Origin of the sequence: Pseudomonas sp. SJZ103 (assembly GCF_007828335.1) — a bacterium.
Lineage (GTDB): Bacteria > Pseudomonadota > Gammaproteobacteria > Pseudomonadales > Pseudomonadaceae > Aquipseudomonas.
Genome location: NZ_VIUN01000002.1, coordinates 474,671 through 494,351, shown reverse-complemented (window position 1 = coordinate 494,351; position 19,681 = coordinate 474,671). Strand labels below are relative to the sequence as shown.

Here is a 19,681-nt window from a genome sequence, read left to right as displayed (position 1 = left end):
CTCTTGCCACTGAATTTGAGTGACTCCAAATGGGCAGTGCTTTTGTGTGGGAGGGGGCTTGCCTCCGATGCAGGCACCTCGGTGTGTCAGTCACACCCCAGTGATGCTATCGGGGGCAAGCCCCTCCCACAGAAGAGCCAGCTCATCCGTGGGTTAGGCGCTTTTCGCCGAAGGCAGCTTCGATACCAGGCGCAGCGACACGGTCAGCCCTTCGAGCTGGTAGTGCGGGCGCAGGTAGAACTTGGAGTTGTAGTACCCCGGGTTGCCTTCGACGTCTTCCACAATCACCTCGGCGGCAGCCAACGGGTGCTGGGCCTTGGTGGTTTCGGTGGAGTGCGCCGGGTCACCGTCGACGTAGTTGAGGATCCAGTCCTGCAACCAGCGCTGCATCTCGTCCTTCTCTTTGAAGGAGCCGATCTTGTCGCGCACGATGCACTTCAAGTAGTGAGCGAAACGGCAGGTGGCGAACAGGTACGGCAGGCGCGCGGCCAGGTTGGCGTTGGCGGTGGCGTCCGGGTCATCGTATTCGGCCGGTTTCTGCAACGACTGGGCGCCGATGAACGCGGCGAAGTCGGTGTTTTTCTTGTGCAGCAGCGGCATGAAACCGTTCTTCGCCAGCTCCGCTTCACGGCGGTCGCTGATGGCGATTTCGGTCGGGCACTTCATGTCCACGCCACCGTCATCGGTAGGGAACGTGTGGGCCGGCAGGTTTTCCACTTCACCGCCGGATTCCACGCCACGGATGCGCGAGCACCAGCCGTAGTGTTTGAACGAACGGTTGATGTTCACCGCCATCGCGTAGGCGGCGTTGGCCCAGGTGTACTTGGAGCTGTCGGCGCCGTCGGTGTTTTCTTCGAAGGCGAAGGCTTCCACCGGGTCGGTCTTGGCGCCATACGGCAGGCGCGCGAGGAAGCGCGGCATGGTCAGGCCGATGTAGCGCGAGTCTTCCGATTCACGCAGCGAGCGCCAGCCGGCGTATTCCGGGGTGGTGAAGATCTTGGTCAGGTCGCGCGGGTTCGACAGTTCCTGCCACGAGCCCATGCCCATCACGGTCGGCGACGCCGCAGCGATGAAGGGGGCGTGCATGGCGGCGCAGACTTTGGACAGCTCGCCCAGCAGTTCCACGTCCGGTGGCGACTGGTCGAAGTAGTAGTCGCCCACCAGGCAACCATACGGTTCGCCGCCGAACTGGCCGTACTCTTCTTCGTACATCTTCTTGAAGATCGGGCTCTGGTCCCAGGCGGTGCCCTTGAATTTTTTCAGGGTCTTGTGCAGGTCAGGCTTGGAGATGTTGAGCACGCGAATCTTCAGTTGCTCATCGCTCTCGGTGTTGTTGACCAAGTAGTGCAGGCCACGCCAGGCGCTTTCCAGCTGCTGGAAATCCTTGTGGTGGATGATCTGGTTGACCTGGGCGGTGAGCTTGGCGTCGATGGCGGCGATGATCGATTCGATCGACTTGATCGCGTCATTGGACACCAGGTCGGTTTGCGCCAGGGCCTGTTCGGCCAAGGTGCGCACGGCGGTTTCCACGGCTTCGCGGGCACGCTCGGTCTTGGGCTTGAATTCCTGCATCAACAAGGATGCGAACTCGCTGGTTTCCTCGGTTGCACCCAGACTCTGGGCGCCTTCGCGGGCGGTATTGTCAGTCATGATTACTGGTCCCCTGCAGGCTTAGGCGCGCTGGCAAGTGCCTGGAGCAGTGCCGGGTCCTTGATCGCCTTCATGATGATTTCTTCAGCGCCAGTCTTGCCGTCCATGTAGGTCAGCAGGTTGGCCAGTTGGGTGCGGGCTTCGAGCAGTTGCTTGAGCGAGTCGACCTTGCGGGCCACGGCGGCCGGGCTGAAGTCGTCCATGCTTTCGAAGGTGATGTCCAGGCTCAGGTTGCCTTCGCCGGTCAACTCGTTGGGTACGTGGAACGCCACGCGCGGCTGCATGGCCTTGAGGCGCGAGTCGAAGTTGTCGACGTCCACTTCAAGGAACTTGCGGTCGGCCACCGGCAGAAGAGGCTCGGCAGGCTTGCCGGCGAGGTCGGCCATCACACCCATCACGAAGGGCAGCTGGACCTTTTTCTCGGCGCCGTAGAGCTCGACGTCGTACTCGATCTGCACTCGAGGCGCGCGGTTGCGCGCGATGAATTTCTGAGAACTTTGCTTCGCCACGTTGCTGCTCCTGGTCGCTTGAGCGACGGTGTTGTTACTGCACAGTCGGGCGGTTTACTCGCCGTCCGGGCCGCGCAGGTTTTCAAATTGGGACATGCCATCGGGAATCAGGTTGCGCACGATGGCCGCGAAGTCGGCGTGCACCAGATGCTTGGCCCGGTTCAGCAACACCGGCAGCGGGCTCGAAGGCTCGTGCCGGGTGTAATACGCAAGGATCTTGTCGAGGCTGCGCAGCACGTCATCACGGTTGGTGATGTCGCCGGTGGGGCGAGGTGCGGCGGGGGCAGCGGCGAAGTCGAGCGAGGGGGCATTGTCGTCACTGACGGCCTCGGGTTCGCTGCTGGTATCGCTGTTCGGAACACACTGGCTGAGCACCTGCAGCGCTTGCTTGAGCGGTTGCTTCAACAGGCTCAGGTCCACGCCTTGGGCGGAGCCCACTTGGTCGCTGACTTGCTGTTCGATGGCTTCGCAGGCAGCGCGCGCGGTGCTCAAGGCGTCGCGGGTGGCTTGCAGTTGTTCGGGGTCGCTGTCGAGGAACGCGGCGTTGAGCTGCTGGGCGCCGAGCTGTTCGTCGGGGAAACTCATCAGGCCGCTGGCATTCAACGCGGCGCGCAGGCTCACAGGGCCGAAGGTGCGCGAGCGCGTGAGAATGCTCTCGCGCAGCAGACGAATGGTCGCATCGCTGGTCAGGCCGGAGAGAGCGTTGATACGGACGGTGGGGTCGTTATCGTCGTCGGCATCCAGGCGCGGGTGCAGGTCGGCCCAGTATTCGCGCAGCAGCGCGTTGATCAGCGTAAGGACGTTTGCCAGCCCGGCCACACCCTGGAGGGCGAGGGAACTTTGCAGCAGGAAATGGGTGATGCGCAGGTCTTTGCTGCGCTGCAGCAAATCGAGGCTCTGCTGCTGGATGCCGCGCCATTCCGGCGGCTCGGCGGGCAGGATCGAATCGCCCATGCTGCGCTCGGGTTGGCCCTTGGCATCACGCTCCAGTTGGAGAAAATCCGCGTCATATTCCATGTCTTCGCCACAGGGCGAAGTTGCGGAAACGGCGGTGAGCAGCAACGGCACATCCACTGAAATTGATCTCCCTATCAGCCCGTTAGATAACGGGCAATGCATGCATTAGTTGCGCAAGGAACTTTGCATGTTTTCTTGGTCATATAGGCAAGATGCCACTAATGCGCCATCACTGGTATTCAAGAAGTTGTGCATTTTTGGTGTAGTACTTATGCCTTGTCAAGGTAAGCTATTCGCTCTCTGTGACAGATGTGCGGTGCTTAACAACCTGTGCGACTGGTGGGTCGAACGGCGCACCGGTATAGGATTTTTGTCATGGAGCCCAGTTAAGATCAGCGATCATGCTGGCATCAGCAGGTTTTGGACGGTCGATTACACGACCCGATGGGGATCTCCCGGGAATCGTTGTCCCTGGGGTCGACTGCGCGCGAAGTATCAGCAAGGAGGCAAGATGTCGCTGTGTTTGACTATCACTAGTTATCACAAGATTACCCCCGGGCAGTGCTCGGAAAAGTCCATGAATCAGGGCTCGATGGCTATCGGCCGCAGCTCGGATAATGACTGGGTATTGCCTGATCCTGAGCGGTTGGTTTCTTCGCAACACTGCGTTATTCAATACAAAGATGGCCGTTATTATTTAACCGATAACAGTACAAATGGTGTGGAGTTGGTTAACGCCGGTATTCGTATGCGTCGAGGTAACAGCGAACCCTTGCAAGACGGTGAGCTGATCCGCATCGGCGATTACGAGATCCAGGCGCGTATCGACTTCAACATGCAGGCTGTCGACAGCCAGCCATTCGCCGGTGATTCACCGAACAGTTTTGAAGCCCTGATGGGGGCCGTGGCGAGCAAACCCGCGCCAACGCCGGTGATCGCTCCGCAGTTCCAAGGCGCTTCGTCGATGGACACGCTGCCGGACCTGTTCGACTTCCTCAGCCCCACCGCCGTGCCGCCGCCCACTGTGGCTGACCACGTCCCCAGCGAACAACACGACTTCCGCCCGCCCACGCCAGTGGCGGTGCCCGTGGTTGAGAAACCAGTGGTCTCGGGCTCGGTGATTCCCGAAGACTGGGACCCGTTTGGCGACACGCCGGCGCCGATGGCCAGTGCGCCACCAATGCCAACGCCACCTGCCCCTGCACCCGTACCGATCATCCAGCCGCCACCCGTGGTCGAGCCAGCGCTCCCCGTGGCAGACAGCCAACAACCCGACCTCTTGCAAGCCTTCCTGCGCGGTGCCGGCCTGGACCAGTTACGCCTGGACAAGGCCCAGGCTGAGGCGCAAATGGAAAACATCGGCCGCAGCTATCGCCTGATGGTCGAAGGCCTGATCGACGTGTTGCGTGCCCGCGCCAGCCTCAAGGGTGAGTTCCGCATGCAGCAGACGATGATCCAGCCTGCTGAAAACAATCCGTTGAAATTCGCACCGAATGCCGACGAAGCGTTACTGCTTTTGCTTCGCCACGGCAACCAGGCGTTTATGGCACCGGACCTCGCCGTGCGCGACAGTTTTGATGATCTGCGTGCCCACCAACTGGCGGTGATGGCCGGCGTGGAAGCGGCGATCAAGCACCTGCTCACGCGCTTTGAACCGGCACAACTGGAAGAGCGCATGGGCAAGCCCGGCGGGCTGTCGAACCTGTTCGCCGGCTCGCGCCAGGCCCAGTACTGGCAGCAGTTCACCGAGCTTTACAGCAATATTTCCCGCGAGGCCCAGGAAGATTTCCAGGACCTGTTCGGCCGCGAATTCAGCCGGGCCTATGAAGAACACAGCGCACGACAGCGCCGTTGACACGCAACACATGGATTAACGGATAGCTCAGTACGTCATTGAGGACGCAGGATGATTCCCAGGTTTTTACTCGCAGCCGCCACCGCGCTGCTGCTGACCGCGTGTAGCAAGGACGCGGCCAAACCCGAAGCAGCCGCTGAGGCTGAAGCGGACACCGCCGCCGTCGAGTTGCATTTCCACGCCATTGCCGGGCTTAACCCCGGCGCCAACGGCCAGGCCGCCCCGGTGCGGGTGCGCATTTTCGAACTGAAGAACGCCGCCACCTTCGCCCGCTCCGATTACTTCGCCCTGGCCGACCGTGCGCAATCGACCCTCGGCCTGGACCTGCTGGACCAGGACGAAGTCATGGTGCAACCCGGCCAGCAACTGAGCATCCAGCGCGACCTCGACCCCTCCACACGCCAGATCGGCTTGCTGGTGGGTTATCGCGAGCTGGACCGCGCGCAATGGCGCACGGTGATCAACGTGCCGGCGCGCCAATACACCGAATACCAGATCAGCCTCGATGTACGTGCCGTGCGCGCCGACGTCGTGGTCACCCCATCCAGCCCTGCCCAATAAGAAGCAATCGGAGCCCCCATGTCCTGGAACAATCGCGTGGTCTGGTCGGAAGGCATGTTCATCGGAACGCAGCACTTCCAGCAGCATGACCGTTACCTGGAAAACCTGATCGACGCCCGCAGCCGCCCGTTGTCCGCCGGCGCCTGGGGGTTCTCCGAGTTGCTGATCGACCAGGGCCTGTTGGCCCAGGGCAAGCTGGCCATTGTCTCGGCGCGCGGCCTGTTGCCCGACGGCACGCCGTTCAATATCCCCCAGGATGACCTGGCGCCCAGCCCGCTGAACATCGACGACAACCTGCGCGATGGCCTGGTCTACCTGGCCTTGCCCCTCAAGCGTGCGGGTGCCCGCGACACCGTGGATGAAGGCGAAGCCCTGGAAGCCGCGCGTTACGTGAGCCAGGTGCGCGAAGTGCGCGATGACAACGCCCCGTTCGAAAACCGCGCGCCGGTGGCCGTGGGGTCCCGGGCCCTGCGCTTGCTGACTGCCCAGGATGGCATCAGTGACTACGCCGCCGTGGGCCTGGTGCGCATCAAGGAAAAGCGCGCCGACCGTGCGCTGGTCCTCGACGACAGCTACATCCCACCCGTGCTGGACGTGGCCGCCAGCAAACCGTTGAGCGCGTTTCGCAGCGAACTGCTGGGCCTGTTGCACCAGCGCGGCGAAGCCCTGGCGGGCCGTGTGGTCGCCTCGGGGGCGGGCGGTGCGTCGGAGATCGCCGACTTCATGCTGCTGCAACTGGTCAACCGCGCCCAGCCGTTGATCCAGCATTTCAGCCAGTTGAGCCCGCTGCACCCGGAGCGCTTCTTCAGCGAACTGGTCAGCCTGGCCGGTGAGTTCTCGACTTTCTCCACCTCGGGCCGTCGCCCCCAGGAATACCCGCAATACCAGCACGACGACCTGGCCCTGAGTTTCGCGCCGGTGATGGCTGCGTTGCGTGAGGCGCTGTCGATGCTGATCGACAGCAAGGCCACGCCGATTCCCATTGTGGAAAAAGCCTATGGCATCCACGTGGCGATGCTGGCGGACAAGACCCTGCTCGACAATGCCAGTTTCATTCTGGTGGTACGCGCCGACGTGCCCGGCGAAACCCTGCGCGGGCGCTTCGGCCAGCAGAGCAAGGTCGGCGCGGTGGAGCACATCCGCGACATGGTCAACCTGCAACTGCCGGGTATCGGCCTGGTACCGTTGCCGGTGGCGCCGCGCCAATTGCCGTACCACGCAGGCTCGACCTACTACGAGCTGGATCGGGGCAGCGAGCACTGGCAACAGTTGAGCAATTCCGGTGGTTTTGCCTTCCACATCGCCGGGCAGTTCCCGGGCTTGAGCCTGGCCTTCTGGGCGATCCGAGGATAATCCGCGATGCATCCCAATGATGACGACCGCACCCAGTTCATGCCGCGCCCGGGTGGCCGTGCGCCGGAACCCGCGCGTGCCGAACCGGCCCCGCTGTCGATGCCGGCCGCGCCGATCCTCACCGGCAAAAGCCAGGGCCTGAACCCGCTGGAAAGTGCCGCCGGCCCGCTGCTGGCGCTGCTGACGCGCCTGCGCAACACCATCGCGCACCCGGCGCCGGCCAGCTTGCGCGCGCAGTTGCTGGCCTACCTGCGCCAGTTCGAAGAGCGCGCCGAAGCCGCTGGCGTGGCACGCAACGAAGTGCTGCTGGCGCGTTACGCACTGTGCACCGCCCTCGATGAGGCGGTGTTGAGCACGCCGTGGGGCAGCACCAGCGATTGGGGCAAGCAGAGCCTGTTGATCACCGTGCACAACGAAGCCTGGGGGGGCGAAAAAGTCTTCCAGTTGCTCGACCACTGCCTGCAAAGTCCACGGGAGCGCCTGTACCTGCTGGAGCTGTTGTACCTGTGCATGTGCCTGGGTTTCGAAGGCCGTTACCGCGTGATGAACGACGGTCGCAGCCAGTTGGAAGCCTTGCGTGAGCGCACGGCGGCGGCGATTCGCAGCGCGCGCGGTGACCACGAGCGCGAGCTGTCGCCGCATTGGCGCGGCGTCACCGTGGCGCGTGATCGGCTGGCGCAGTTCATGCCGCCGTGGATCGCCGTGGCGATTGGCCTGGCGTTGTTGCTGGCCTTGCTGTTCACCTTGCGCATGCTGCTCGCGGCGCAGGCGGAGCCGGTGTTCAAAAATATCCATGCACTGGGTGAGATCCCGGTGCAGGCCATCGACCGTCCCGTGGCGCAGCCCAAGGTAGTCGAGCGTCCGCGCCTGGCCGGCTTCCTGGCGGAAGACATCAAAGCCGGTCGCGTCGCAGTGGAAGACAAGGTCGACCGTTCTGTCGTCACCATTCGAGGCGATGAGCTGTTTGCATCCGCCAGTTCCAGCATCGTCGATGACTACCAGCCGCTGATGCTGCGCATCGCCGACGCCATCCGCAAGGTCAAGGGCCAGGTGCGGGTCACCGGGCACAGCGACAACCGCCCGATTGCCACGCTGCGTTTCCCATCCAATTGGGCCCTGTCCGAAGCGCGGGCCAAGTCGGTATTGGAGATCCTCGCGGCCAAGACCGGCCAGGCCGATCGCTTCAGTGCCGAAGGCAGGAGCGACACCGAGCCGTTGGCGACCAACGCGACTGCCGAAGGCCGTGCCCGCAATCGTCGGGTTGAAATCACCGTATTGGCGGAGGGCGTCGAGTGAAGGCGTTTTTCAGTTTCATGATTCGCTGGGTGATCCCCGTGCTGGGCCTGATCGCCCTGAGCCTGATCATCTGGTTTGTGGGGCCGTTGCTCGATGTGCTGGTGCCGGAGGGCCGGCGCTGGGCGCTGATCATCCTGGTGTTCGCGGTCTGGATCGCCTACCGCGTGTTCCGCATCATCCAGGCGCGGCGCCAAGCCGCCGAAGTGATGCGCAGCCTGGCTGCCGAAACCCCGGCCGACCCCAACAGCGTGGCCACCGCCGAAGAGCTCACCACCCTGCGCCAGCGCATGGACGAAGCCCTGGCGCTGCTGAAAAAGGCCAAGCTTGGTGGCGACGAACGCCGCAACCTCTACGAGCTGCCGTGGTACGTGATCATCGGCCCGCCGGGTTCGGGCAAGACCACGGCGCTGGTCAACTCCGGGCTGCACTTTCCGTTGGCGGCCCAGTTGGGCGCCGGGGCGGTGCGCGGCGTCGGCGGTACGCGCAACTGCGACTGGTGGTTTACCGATCAGGCGGTATTGCTCGACACCGCCGGCCGCTACACCACCCAGGACAGCAACTCCACGGTGGATAAGGCCGCGTGGCTGGGCTTTCTCGACCTGCTGAAAAAGCAGCGCTCGCGCCGCCCGATCGATGGCGCCTTTATCGCCATCAGCCTGTCGGACCTGCTGCTGGGCACCGATGCCGAACGCGCGGCCCATGCGGCGGCGATCCGCCTGCGTATCCAGGAGCTGTACACCCAATTGGGCGTGCGTTTCCCGATCTACCTGATGCTGACCAAGCTCGACCTGGTGCCGGGCTTCATGGAGTTCTTCGACAACCTGAGCAAGGAAGAGCGCGCCCAGGTGTGGGGCATGACCTTTGCCCTCGATGACGGCAAGAACAGCGACAGCCCGCTGGCGCACCTGCAAAGCGAATTCGCCGGTCTGGAGCAGCGCCTCAACGAACGTCTGGTGGAGCGCCTGCAACAGGAGCGCGACCCGGCGCGGCGCGACCTGATCTACGGCTTCCCGCAGCAGTTCGGCGCATTGAAGGACTGCCTGCAAAGCTTCCTCGAAGGCGTGTTCAAACCCAATGCCTTTGAAGAGCGCGTGTTGCTGCGCGGTGTGTACTTCACCAGCGGCACCCAGGAAGGCAGCCCGATTGACCGCCTGATCGGCGCCATGGCCCAGAGCATGAACCTGGACCGCCAGCACCTGGCGCGTCAAAGCGGCACCGGGCGCAGTTACTTCATCGAGAAACTCTTCACCGCCGTGGCCTTTGCCGAGCGTGGACTGGTGGGTGTGAACCCGAAAGTCGAACGCCGGCGCAAGTGGATTGCACGCGGTGTACTCGCAGCCACCGTGGCCTTGGTGATCGTGGTCAGCAGCCTGTGGTGGGTGAGCTATCGCGCCAACCAGGCGTATATCGCCCAGGTCGACCAGAAGGTCGCCCCGCTGGGCCAGACCGTACAGAACCTGAGCCCGGCGCAGCGTGAAGTGCTCGCGGTGCTGCCGCTGCTCAATGCGGTGAAGCACCTGGCGGGCGATTCGCCGAGCTGGTCCGAAGGCCTGGGGCTGTATCAGGGCGATATGCTCGAAGCCGAGTCCGCCAGTGTCTATCGCAAACTGTTGATCGCCGTGTTTGCGCCGCGTCTGGTGACGCGCATCGAGGAGCAACTGCACGGCGGGGGCAACTCCGACTTCCTCTACGAAGGCCTCAAGGCCTACCTGATGCTCGCCGACAGCGAGCATTACGACCCGGACTTCATCAAGGCCTGGATCGCCCTCGACTGGGACCGCAACCTGCCGCGCGACCTGCCGGCCGATCAGCGCCAGGCGTTGACCGGGCACTTGCAGGCGTTGTTTGAACGCCATCCGCCAAGTGCGCGCCTTGACCCACGTCTGATCGACGATCTGCGTCGCCAGTTGCAACAACTGCCGGTGGCCCAGCGCGTCTACGACCGGGTCAAACGCCAGAAACTGCCTGAAGGCATCCCGGACTTCCGTATCAACGAAGCCGCGGGCCGTGATGCCGCGCTGGTGTTCAGCCGTAAAAGCGGCAAGCCGTTGGGCGAGCCGTTGAGTGGCTTTTTCACCGCCAAGGGCTATCGCCAGGCGTTTTTGCTGAGCAGCCTGAACCAGACCGGCACCCTGGCTGAAGAACAGTGGGTGTTGGGCCGCGAGCAGGCCGATCAGCAGAACGTGGTCAGCCTCGCCGCCGATGTGCGTCGCCTGTACTTCCAGGACTACCAGCGCCAGTGGGATGCGTTGCTCGCCGACATCGACTTTGTGCCGATCACCAGCGTGGCCCAGGCGGCCGATGTGCTGCGGGTGATTTCCGGCCCGAGCTCGCCACTGAAAAAACTGCTGGTGGCTGTGGCCAAGGAAACCGATCTGCAAGCTGAAGAACGCCAATTGGCCGCCAAAGGCGTGCCGGTGGAAGGCGGCGTCGACAAGCTCAAGGAGCGCCTCGGCAACCTGCTCGGCCAGGAGCAACCCACGGCCAATGCGCCGGCGGCAGCGGATGATCCGGTGACCGCGCACTTTGCCGAACTCAACAGCATCGTCAGCAAGAACGAAGGCGAACCGGCAGCCATCGACGGCCTGTTGTCGGACATGAACGCGCTGTATGTGCAGGTCAGCGCCATGGTCGGGGCCAGCGGCGATGCCTTGCTTGGCGAGGCCAAGAACCAGGCGGCGGCTGCAGCCACACGGGTCAGCCTGAACGCCGAACGCCAACCGCCGCTGGTGCAGGGCATGGTCAAGTCGGTGGTCAACTCCACCACCAACAGCATGATGGGCGGGGTGCGTAACCAGCTGAACGCGGCATGGGTCAGCGAAGTGGTCAATGTGTACCGCCAGTCCCTGGCCGGCCGTTACCCGATGTCGCCGGGCAGCGCGCGGGATGCGACCCTGGATGACTTCGGCCAGTTCTTCGGCGTGGGCGGGGTGATGGACAACTACTTCCGCAAATACCTGCAGCCGTACGTGGACACCTCGGCACAGACCTGGCGCTGGCAGCCGGGCGCGGCGCAGAAGCTCGGGATTGCGCCGGGCGTGCTGCAAACCTTCCAACGTGCTGCAACGATCCGCGATGCGTTTTTCCGCTCCGGGGGCACCCAGCCGATCGTGCGTTTCGAACTCAAGCCGGTGTCGATGGACCCGAGCATCACCCAGTTCCTGCTCGACCTCGACGGCCAGCAATTGAGCTACGACCATGGCCCAAGCCGCCCGGTGGCGATGCAATGGCCGAACCCCGGCAGCATTGGCGTGGTGCGTATCTCGATCATGCCGCCGTCGGCCAGTGGCCGCTCGGGCGTGACGCTCGACGGGCCGTGGGCCTGGTTCCGCTTGCTGGAACAGTCGGACCTCACCGCCGGTAACTCGCCGGATCGCTTCAACCTGCGCCTGCGGGTCGACGGTGCGAGCATCGCCTACGAGTTGCGCGCCAACAGCGCCTTCAACCCGTTCAAGAGCCGCGTGCTCAGTGGCTTCAGCCTGCCGGAGCGGCTATGACGACGCTGGGCTTCTACGGCAAGTTGGCCAGCCGCGGTGACTTCGTCAGCCGCGATTTGCCCCAGAGCTTTATCGGCCCGTGGGACAGCTGGCTGGCGGCGGGGTTGCTCGCCAGCCAGAACAGCCTCGGCGCCGGCTGGCTCAATGCGTACCTGGTCAGCCCTCTGTGGCGCTTTGTGCTGGCGCCCGGCGTGTGTGGGCCGGACGCGGCGGCGGGCGTGGTGATGCCGAGCATTGACCGGGTCGGGCGCTATTTCCCGCTGGCGGTGGTCACCTTGCTTGATCACGACATCAACCCTGCGTCCCTGGTGGGCGGGCCGGACAGCTGGTTCGAGCAGGCTGAAGAGCTGCTGCTCAGCACCCTGGATGCCGGCGCCACATTCGAACGCTTCAACGCTGGCCTCGACGACCTGGGCTTGCCGGCGACAGAGCCGCGCGCGGTCGACAGCCGTTTCGCCGGCCTGCAACGTGTGGCGGCCAGCGTGCCGCACCAGCGCATGACCGCGCTCGCCGAACAGGCCTGCGACGGTGCGAGCCTCTGGTGGGGACGTGGTTCACAGACGATTTCCCCTGGTTTATTGCGGTGTCAGGGCCTGCCTGCCGCCGGCGATTTTGCGCAGTTTTTGCTCGGACAAGAAGGTGTGGTGTAGATGGGGTCGACGTACAAATCCGCGAGCAAAAGCCATGTGGGCATGGTCCGGCAGGTCAACGAAGACGCGTGCCTGGACCTGCCGGAAAATCGCCTGTGGGTGGTGGCCGACGGCATGGGCGGGCATGCGGCGGGGGATTACGTCAGTAGCCTGATCGTCGACAGCCTGCGCAGTGTGCCGATGGGGCGCTCCCTCGATGAGTACTCGGCGGCCTTGCGCAATGACCTGATCCGCATCAACGCCGCCGTGCGTGAAGAAACCGCCAACCGTGGCGTGACCATGATGGGCAGCACGGTGGTGGTGCTCGCTGCACGCGGTTTGCGCGGTGTGTGCCTGTGGGCCGGCGACAGCCGCCTGTACCGCCTGCGCGACGGCGTGCTCGAAGGCATCTCGCGCGATCACAGCTACGTGCAGGACCTGCAAGACAGCGGCCTGCTCAGCGAAGCCGATGCCCGCGTGCACCCGCGCGCCAATATCGTTACCCGCGCCATCGGCGTGGAAGCCCAGTTGGAGCTGGCGGTGGTCGACCTGCTGATCGCTCCCGGCGACAGCTACCTGCTGTGCAGCGATGGCCTGAACAAAACCGTTGAAGACCGTGAAATCCGCGAAGTGCTCAGCCACGACGCGCCGGACGAAATCGTGCGCAGCCTGGTGCACCTGGGGCTCAACCGCGGCGCGCCGGACAACATCACCGCCATCGTCGTGAAGGTATCGGCATGAACATTGTGATTCCGGGCTACGACATCGAAGGCGAGATCGGCGAAGGCGCCATGGCCAGCGTGTACCTGGCGACCCAGCGCTCCCTGGAGCGCAAGGTGGCGTTGAAGGTGATGGCGGCGGCGCTGGCGGCCGACCCGAGTTTCTGCGAGCGTTTCCTGCGCGAGGGCAAGACCCTGGCGCGGCTGTCCCACCCGCACACGGTGACCATCCATGACATCGGCAATGTCGGTGAGCTGTATTACATGGCCATGGAATACCTGCCCAACGGCACGCTCAAGGAGCGCATCGCTGCCGGCCTGACGCCGGAGCAGGGCATTACGTTGATCCGCCAGATCGCCTCGGCCTTGGGTTACGCCCATGCCCAGGGGCTGGTGCACCGCGACGTCAAGCCGGCAAACATCCTGTTCCGCGCCGATGGCACGGCGGTGCTCTCGGACTTCGGTATTGCCAAGTCCCTGGACGACCGCACCCAGTTCACCCAGGCCGGTTTTGCCGTGGGCACGCCGAGCTACATGAGCCCGGAGCAGGCGCGGGGCCAGGAGATCGATGGCCGTGCCGACCTCTACGCGCTGGGCGTGGTGCTGTATGAAATCCTCGTCGGCAAGCTGCCGTACAACGGCAACGATGCGCTGTCCACGGCGCTGGCGCACCTGACCGAACCCTTGCCGGAATTGCCGGTGCACCACGGCCGTTATCAGGGCGTGCTGCGCAAGCTGTTGGCCAAGGACCCGGCGGAGCGTTTCCCGGATGCGGCGGCGCTGCTGCAGGCGCTGGACAATCTGCCGACGGACTCGCCGGAGGCCACGCTGGTGCGGCCGTTGCCGATTCCGCTGAGTTTTGACCTGGCGGGCATGACGCCGGTCACGATCGACATCCCGACCGATAAACCCCAGCCGCAACCGGTGCGCCAGCCGGTGGTGACGCCGACCCAGCATAACGCCGTGTCCGAGCAGCGGCGTGGACCGGTGTTGGCACTGGCCGCCGTGGCGGTGGCCGTCGCATTGGCCATTGGTGGTGGCAGCTACTGGTGGTTGAGCGGCAGTGATGAGCCGGCCAAGCCACCTGCGGCGGCAGCCGAAGTGCCCCAGGCAACGCCACCCGTGGCGGTGGCCGAAGTGGACGGCGGCCAACGTCCGTTGTTGATGGCCGGTAAGAAGACCCTGTTCCAGCGCGTCCTCAGCAAGCCCGGCGCCAAACTGTCGAATGACGCCGGCAGCGCGCCGGGCAAGGCCCTGCCGGCGTTTTCGGTGCTTTATGTGTACCAGCGCAAAGACGTCGACGGCAGCCCGTGGGTGCGCGTCGGTGCCGCCACCGATGGCCGCAGCGATGGCTGGTTGCCGGCCGCCCAGGTCAGCGATTGGAAGCAAAGCCTCGTGCTTAAATTCACCGAGCGCTCTGGCCGGGCGCCGGTGATGTTCCTGCGTCAATCCGCTGAAGTGGAAAAACTGCTGGCCGACCCTGCCGCCGCCAAAGGCGTGTTGGCCAAGGCGCAGAAGAACCGCGAAGACAACGGACAGGTCCTGGCCCTGGAGCCGTCCGCCAGCGCGGTGCCGCAGAACCAGTTCTACCTGCTGCCGATTTTCGACGCCAAGGAGAGCTTCGACGAGAACGGCCAGCCGGTGCAGTTGCTTAACATCGCCTCCATCGACCCAGGCACCAGCGCGGCGGCCAAGCCCGCGACGCCGGTGATCAACGGCAATGCTGATGCCTTCCGCACGGCGGTGGTGCTGGTAGTGGACACTACGGTCTCCATGCAGCCCTACATCGACCAGATCCGCGACGTCGTGCACGAGCTGCAAACCCGCATCGCCGAGCGTGGCGAGCTGGACAGTGTCAGCTTCGGCATGGTCGGTTTCCGGAGCAGCATCAAGAAAACCCCAGGCCTGGAATACGTGGCTAAGACCCTGATCAGCCTCGACCAGGGCCGCGACCCGCAACGCTTCCTCGACATGGCGCGCCAGGTCAAGGCGTCTACCGTGTCCAGCCACTCCTTCAACGAGGACGCGTTTGCCGGCGTGATGCAGGCCGTGGACGGCATGGACTGGTCCGGCTATGGCGGGCGTATCATCCTGCTGGTCACCGATGCCGGTGCCTTGCGCAAGAACGACCCGTTTGCCGCCACCCAGATGAACGAAGCTGAAGTGCGCCAGGCCGCGCTGGGCAAGCAGATCAAGATCTACGCGCTGCACCTGCGCACCGACGCCGGCAAGAAAACCCACGCCGGCGCCGAGAGCCAGTACCGCATCCTCACGGCCGACGCCAACCCGCAGATCGGCGACCTGTACACCGCGGTTCCGGGTGGTGATGTACGCAAGCTGGGCGAGCGCGTCGACGAGATCGGCAGCGTGTTCGCCAACCTCGTGCATCAGGTGCGCAGCAACACCCCGCAACCGGTGCCGCTGCTGAGTGCCGCGCCGAGCCTGGCGGACAAATCCGCAGCGGTCGGCTATGCGATGCACATGGATTTCCTCGGTCGCAAGAGCGCAAGCCAGGCGCCGCAGCTGGTCAGCGCCTGGACCGCCGACCGCGACCTGACCAACCCCGCACTGCCGGCGTTCCAGGTGTGCGTGATGCTGACCAAATTGCAGCTCAACGACCTGCAACAGTCGCTGAAACTGATCGTCGATGCGGCGCGCAAGACCCAGACCTCGCCCAAGGATTTCTTCCAGGAAATCGCCAGCGCCTCGGCCTATATGAGCCGCGATCCGCAGGCCCTGCGCAAGGGTGGCAACCTGGCCGACGGCGGTCTTCTTGGCGAATACCTGGAAGGCCTGCCGTACCGCAGCAAGTCGCTGAACATGACCCAGGATCTGTGGTTGTCGTTGAGCGTGGCCGAGCAGGAAGACTTTATCGACGAGTTGGATTCGAAAATCCGCCTCTACGAAACCTTCCACAATGACGTGGCCAACTGGGTCCGTTTCGGCGATGCCGAGCCGGGCGATGCGTTGTACCGCGTGCCCTTGTCGACACTGCCGTAATGCTGAACCTGAGCGCGGTGCATAAGAGCCGGGGGATCGGGAGCCAGCGTTACAGCCTGGTGATCCCGGCGCTGCACCTGCGTGCCGGGGAGCAGTTGGCGATTGTCGGGCCGAGTGGGTGCGGCAAGAGCACCTTGCTGGACCTTTTGGCGCTGGTACTGGCGCCGGATCAGGTGGGCCGGTTCGACTTCAATCAGCAGGACATTGGCGGGCTGTGGCGCGCCGATCAGCAATCCACCCTGGCCGCGCTGCGCAGCCAGCACTTGGGCTATGTGCTGCAAACCGGCGGGCTGCTGGGTTTTCTGGATGTGCGCAGCAATATCGCGCTGTCCCGGCAACTGCTGGGCTTGAAAGACGATGGCAGCGTGACGCGCCTGGCTGAACAGCTGGAGATCAGCGACCAGTTGGCCAAGAAGCCGGCCGCGTTGTCGGTGGGCCAGCGCCAACGGGTGAGCTGCGCCCGCGCCCTGGCCCATGCACCGCAATTGGTGCTGGCCGATGAGCCGACGGCGTCGCTTGACCCGCTGAATGCCGAGCGCGTGATGCAGGCCCTGCTGGCCCAGGCCCGCGAGCACCGCGCCGCCTGTGTGATCGCCACCCATGACGAACCCCTGGCCCGTGCCAGTGGCTTGCAGGTGCGGCGCATCAGTTGTCGGCGCGACACCGACGGCGGCGTCACCGCGACCCTCGGGGAGGCGTGCTGATGCGCATCCCCCTGGTGGCGTCCCTGGCCTGGCAGGATTACCGCAACGATGCCTGGCTGTCGGCCTGTTCGGTGTTGGCGCTGGTGGCGGTGATCGCGCCGTTGCTGGTGTTATTCGGCCTGAAATTTGGACTGGTTAGCAGTTTGACCGAACGTTTGGAGACCGATCCGGCCACCCGTGAAATTATTCCGTTGGGCGGTGGTCGATTCAGCAGCGCATTTGTCGAACAGCTCGGCCAACGCAGCGATGTGGCGTTCGCCTTACCGCGCACGCGGCAGATTGCGGCGACGGCACAGGTGGGCACGCTGACCCTGGAAATGCTGCCGACGGCGGCGCGTGATCCGTTGCTGAACGGCCTGCCGATGCCCAAGGGCCTGGACCAGATTGTGCTGAGCCATACCGCTGCCGAGAAGCTTGCGGCGCGGCCGGGGGATTGGCTGGAGACCATCTTTGCGCGGCAGGTGGCCGGGCGCGTGGAAGCCCAGCGCACGCGCTTGCAGGTACTGGCGGTGCTGCCGCTGGAAGCCTTCGCTCGGGACGGATTGTTTGCCGATTTGAGATTGCTGGAAGCGGCGGAAGATTACCGCGATGGCCGCGCGGTGCCAGCGTTGGGTTGGGCGGGTGATGAGGTCGCGGTGAGCGAACAGCGGGTGTATCCGGCGTTTCGCTTGTATGCGCGCAGCCTCACCGATGTGGAGCCGTTGCGGGTGTTTTTCGCCGGGCAGAATCTGTTGGTATCGACCCAGGCACAGACCATCGCGCAGGTGCAGTCGCTGAGCCGCAACCTGTCGATCGTCTTCTGGATCATCGCCGGGCTGGCCTTGGCGGGCGCGTTTGCGGCGATCTTCGCCGGGGCATTGGCGGCTGTGGCACGCAAGCGTCGAGAGTTGTCGGTGTTGCGCCTGTTGGGGTTTTCCACCGGCGCGCTGTTGCTGTTTGTGATGCTGCAAGCGCTGTACAGCGCAGGGTTTGCCGCCTTGCTCAGTGCCGGGCTGTATGGCCTGGCCGAAACAGCTGTGAATAAACTATTTGTGCAGGTGCCGGGCGAATACGCCAGCCACCTGTTGGCGCGTCACTATGGCCTGGCCCTGGTTGCAGTCCTTGGCGTCAGCGCCGTGGCGGCAGCCTGTGGTGGTTGGCGAGTGGTGCGTATCCAGGCTTCTGAAGGAATCAGAGATGTATAAGTTACTGGGCGCCGTTGTGGCGCTGAGCCTGGCCTCGATGGCCTGGGCCGATGAGGCAAGCGACAAGCTCGACAACCCCAAGCCGTTGCCCGATGACGTCAGCCTGCCGCTGCCGTGCGAAGGCAATATGGTGTTCCGCTACGCCTACGTGCTGGCCCAAGGGACGTTGGATGACCGCGAGATCAGCCTCGGCTACCCCTTCGCCGAAGGCGAGGCGGGTTATCAGCAGTCGTTCATTTCCGGCTATCGCCGCGACTTTATCAACGGCCAGTTCACCCTCAAGGACTTGCCGAAAGACTGGAACAAAGTCATCGCGCCCCTGATGCCGAAGACCGACGCCAAGACCCCGCTCAAGCCCATGCTGTACTTCATCGGCAAGTACGAAGTGACGGCACGCCAGTACGCCCAGGTGATGGCCCAGGCGCAGTCGCTGGCCAGTGGCGAGCCGGCGCCTGCGTGCGATGCACCCACCGGCATGGCCGGGCGTTTGCCCAAGGTGAAGCTGTCGCGCTTTGAAGCTGAGCGCTTCTCGGCGGTGTACAGCGCCTGGCTGATGAAATACCACCGCGACTTGCTGCCGGTGAGCGGGCGCGGTTCGTCGGCAGAAGATGGCGGCCTGGGCTTTGTACGCCTGCCCACCGAAGTGGAATGGGAGTTCGCCGCGCGTGGAGGCCAGGCGGTGAGCCGTCAGGACCTCGAAGGGCGCCTGTTTCCACGCCGTGTCGAAGGCAGCGACAGCGACGGCCCGCTGGCTGATTACGCGGTGTTCAACCAAGTCGCAGGCGGCACCGGCCAGGCCGCGCGCCTGATGCCCATCGGCACCAAATTGCCCAATCCGATCGGCATGTTCGACGTGATTGGCAACGCCGCGGAAATGGTCCAGGAGTCCTTCCAGCTGGTGCACGCCGGTCGTCGCCAGGGCACTTACGGCGGCTTTGTGGTCAAGGGCGGCAATTACCTGGAAGGCGAGGGCACATTGTTTACCGGCATGCGCCGCGAATACCCGCTGTTCGCCGCCGACGGCACCGAACAAAGCAATGAGACCACCGGATTCCGCGTGGCGATTGGTGCCTTGTCAGCACCGCGCTCGCGTTACAAGGAGCTGTTTGCGCAATGGCAGAAAGAGGGCCGCCTGGCCTCGCTGACCGATGCCATCGACGACGCCCAGGACCCGACCAAGCGCCTGGACAGCATCATCGCCGCCAGTGTCGACCCCAAGCTGCAAGCCGAGCTGGGTCTGGTCAATGAAGAACTCAAGCGCAATGTCTCGCTGATCGCCCAGCAACGCGAAGAGGCCGCGGGCAACCTGATTCAGTCGGCCGCGTTGGTGGCCGAGACCATTGGCAACTACAACATCCGCCTGGCCAACCTGCAGAAGAGTCGCCAGCAGGCCCTGGACAATAAGGACGAGGCCAGCGCGGCGCTGTTTGCCACGGCCATCGACAACGGGCGCAGCGCTCTCGATGGCGCGGTGGCGATCTATATTGACAACCTGGCCACCGGCACGCGCTACACCGATGCGGTGATCCAGGCGCAGTTTCAACGGATCAAGGAAGAGTTGGATCGCAAGCCAGTGCTCGGCAAAAGCCTGGTGACGCGCGCAACACTGTTCGTTCGCCATGTCGGCAACTACCGCAAACAACAGCGGGCCGACCCGGCGACGATCTTGAAGGAATTGCTCGCAGCGAGCGGTCAGCGCTGATCGCTGGCTGTATGGCGAGCTTGGAAGGGACTCAGGCGGCAGTGGCCGTGCTGGGCAAGTCAAAC

14 protein-coding genes are annotated in these 19,681 nt (G+C 64.1%); 11 read left to right on the top strand and 3 right to left on the bottom strand.

The window, feature by feature from the left end; all coding sequences use genetic code 11:
• Nucleotides 1-153: 153 nt before the first annotated feature.
• From tssC to tssA, 3 genes are read right to left on the bottom strand one after another with little or no spacing between them, the layout of a single operon-like run.
• The gene (tssC, locus tag FBY10_RS07570; RefSeq protein ID WP_053127606.1) at nucleotides 154-1,650 is read right to left on the bottom strand and encodes a type VI secretion system contractile sheath large subunit; all 1,497 of its coding nucleotides are present in this window, start codon (nucleotides 1,648-1,650) and stop codon (nucleotides 154-156) included.
• Nucleotides 1,651-1,652: 2 nt separating this feature from the next.
• Nucleotides 1,653-2,159, bottom strand: coding sequence for a type VI secretion system contractile sheath small subunit (tssB, locus tag FBY10_RS07565; RefSeq protein ID WP_065926732.1), 507 nt, complete (start codon nucleotides 2,157-2,159; stop codon nucleotides 1,653-1,655).
• A gap of 54 nt (nucleotides 2,160-2,213) precedes the next feature.
• Entirely contained in the window at nucleotides 2,214-3,233 is a 1,020-nt protein-coding gene (gene tssA / locus FBY10_RS07560) for a type VI secretion system protein TssA (protein ID WP_145337404.1), read from the bottom strand.
• A gap of 394 nt (nucleotides 3,234-3,627) precedes the next feature.
• Between tssA and tagH the strand changes: the two genes are divergently transcribed.
• The 11 genes from tagH to FBY10_RS07505 are packed head-to-tail and all read left to right on the top strand — an operon-like array spanning nucleotide 3,628 to nucleotide 19,616.
• Nucleotides 3,628-4,971, top strand: coding sequence for a type VI secretion system-associated FHA domain protein TagH (tagH, locus tag FBY10_RS07555; protein ID WP_145337405.1), 1,344 nt, complete (start codon nucleotides 3,628-3,630; stop codon nucleotides 4,969-4,971).
• A 51-nt stretch (nucleotides 4,972-5,022) separates the two neighbouring features.
• Nucleotides 5,023-5,532, top strand: a complete 510-nt coding sequence (gene tssJ, locus FBY10_RS07550) for a type VI secretion system lipoprotein TssJ (protein ID WP_131697666.1) — start codon at nucleotides 5,023-5,025, stop codon at nucleotides 5,530-5,532.
• Between the two features lie 18 nt (nucleotides 5,533-5,550).
• Entirely contained in the window at nucleotides 5,551-6,885 is a 1,335-nt protein-coding gene (gene tssK, locus FBY10_RS07545) for a type VI secretion system baseplate subunit TssK (protein WP_145337406.1), read from the top strand.
• A 6-nt stretch (nucleotides 6,886-6,891) separates the two neighbouring features.
• A complete protein-coding gene (locus tag FBY10_RS07540; RefSeq protein ID WP_145337407.1) occupies nucleotides 6,892-8,181 on the top strand; it encodes a DotU family type VI secretion system protein in 1,290 nt (429 codons plus the stop codon).
• Nucleotides 8,178-11,678, top strand: a complete 3,501-nt coding sequence (tssM, locus tag FBY10_RS07535) for a type VI secretion system membrane subunit TssM (protein ID WP_145337408.1) — start codon at nucleotides 8,178-8,180, stop codon at nucleotides 11,676-11,678. Before FBY10_RS07540 ends, tssM begins: the two co-directional genes overlap by 4 nt.
• Nucleotides 11,675-12,328 carry a type VI secretion system-associated protein TagF gene (tagF, locus tag FBY10_RS07530; RefSeq protein WP_145337409.1) on the top strand — a complete coding sequence of 218 codons (654 nt, stop codon included), beginning with the start codon at nucleotides 11,675-11,677 and terminating at the stop codon, nucleotides 12,326-12,328. The genes tssM and tagF overlap by 4 nt, the downstream gene beginning before the upstream one ends.
• On the top strand, nucleotides 12,329-13,048 hold the full coding sequence (locus tag FBY10_RS07525) for a PP2C family serine/threonine-protein phosphatase (protein WP_145337410.1): 720 nt from the start codon (nucleotides 12,329-12,331) through the stop codon (nucleotides 13,046-13,048).
• Nucleotides 13,045-16,026 carry a serine/threonine-protein kinase gene (locus FBY10_RS07520; protein WP_145337411.1) on the top strand — a complete coding sequence of 994 codons (2,982 nt, stop codon included), beginning with the start codon at nucleotides 13,045-13,047 and terminating at the stop codon, nucleotides 16,024-16,026. The genes FBY10_RS07525 and FBY10_RS07520 overlap by 4 nt, the downstream gene beginning before the upstream one ends.
• On the top strand, nucleotides 16,026-16,730 hold the full coding sequence (locus tag FBY10_RS07515; protein WP_131697659.1) for an ABC transporter ATP-binding protein: 705 nt from the start codon (nucleotides 16,026-16,028) through the stop codon (nucleotides 16,728-16,730). Before FBY10_RS07520 ends, FBY10_RS07515 begins: the two co-directional genes overlap by 1 nt.
• Nucleotides 16,730-17,914, top strand: coding sequence for an ABC transporter permease (locus FBY10_RS07510; RefSeq protein WP_145337412.1), 1,185 nt, complete (start codon nucleotides 16,730-16,732; stop codon nucleotides 17,912-17,914). The genes FBY10_RS07515 and FBY10_RS07510 overlap by 1 nt, the downstream gene beginning before the upstream one ends.
• Nucleotides 17,907-19,616, top strand: a complete 1,710-nt coding sequence (locus FBY10_RS07505; protein WP_131697657.1) for an SUMF1/EgtB/PvdO family nonheme iron enzyme — start codon at nucleotides 17,907-17,909, stop codon at nucleotides 19,614-19,616. The genes FBY10_RS07510 and FBY10_RS07505 overlap by 8 nt, the downstream gene beginning before the upstream one ends.
• Nucleotides 19,617-19,681 lie beyond the last annotated feature (65 nt).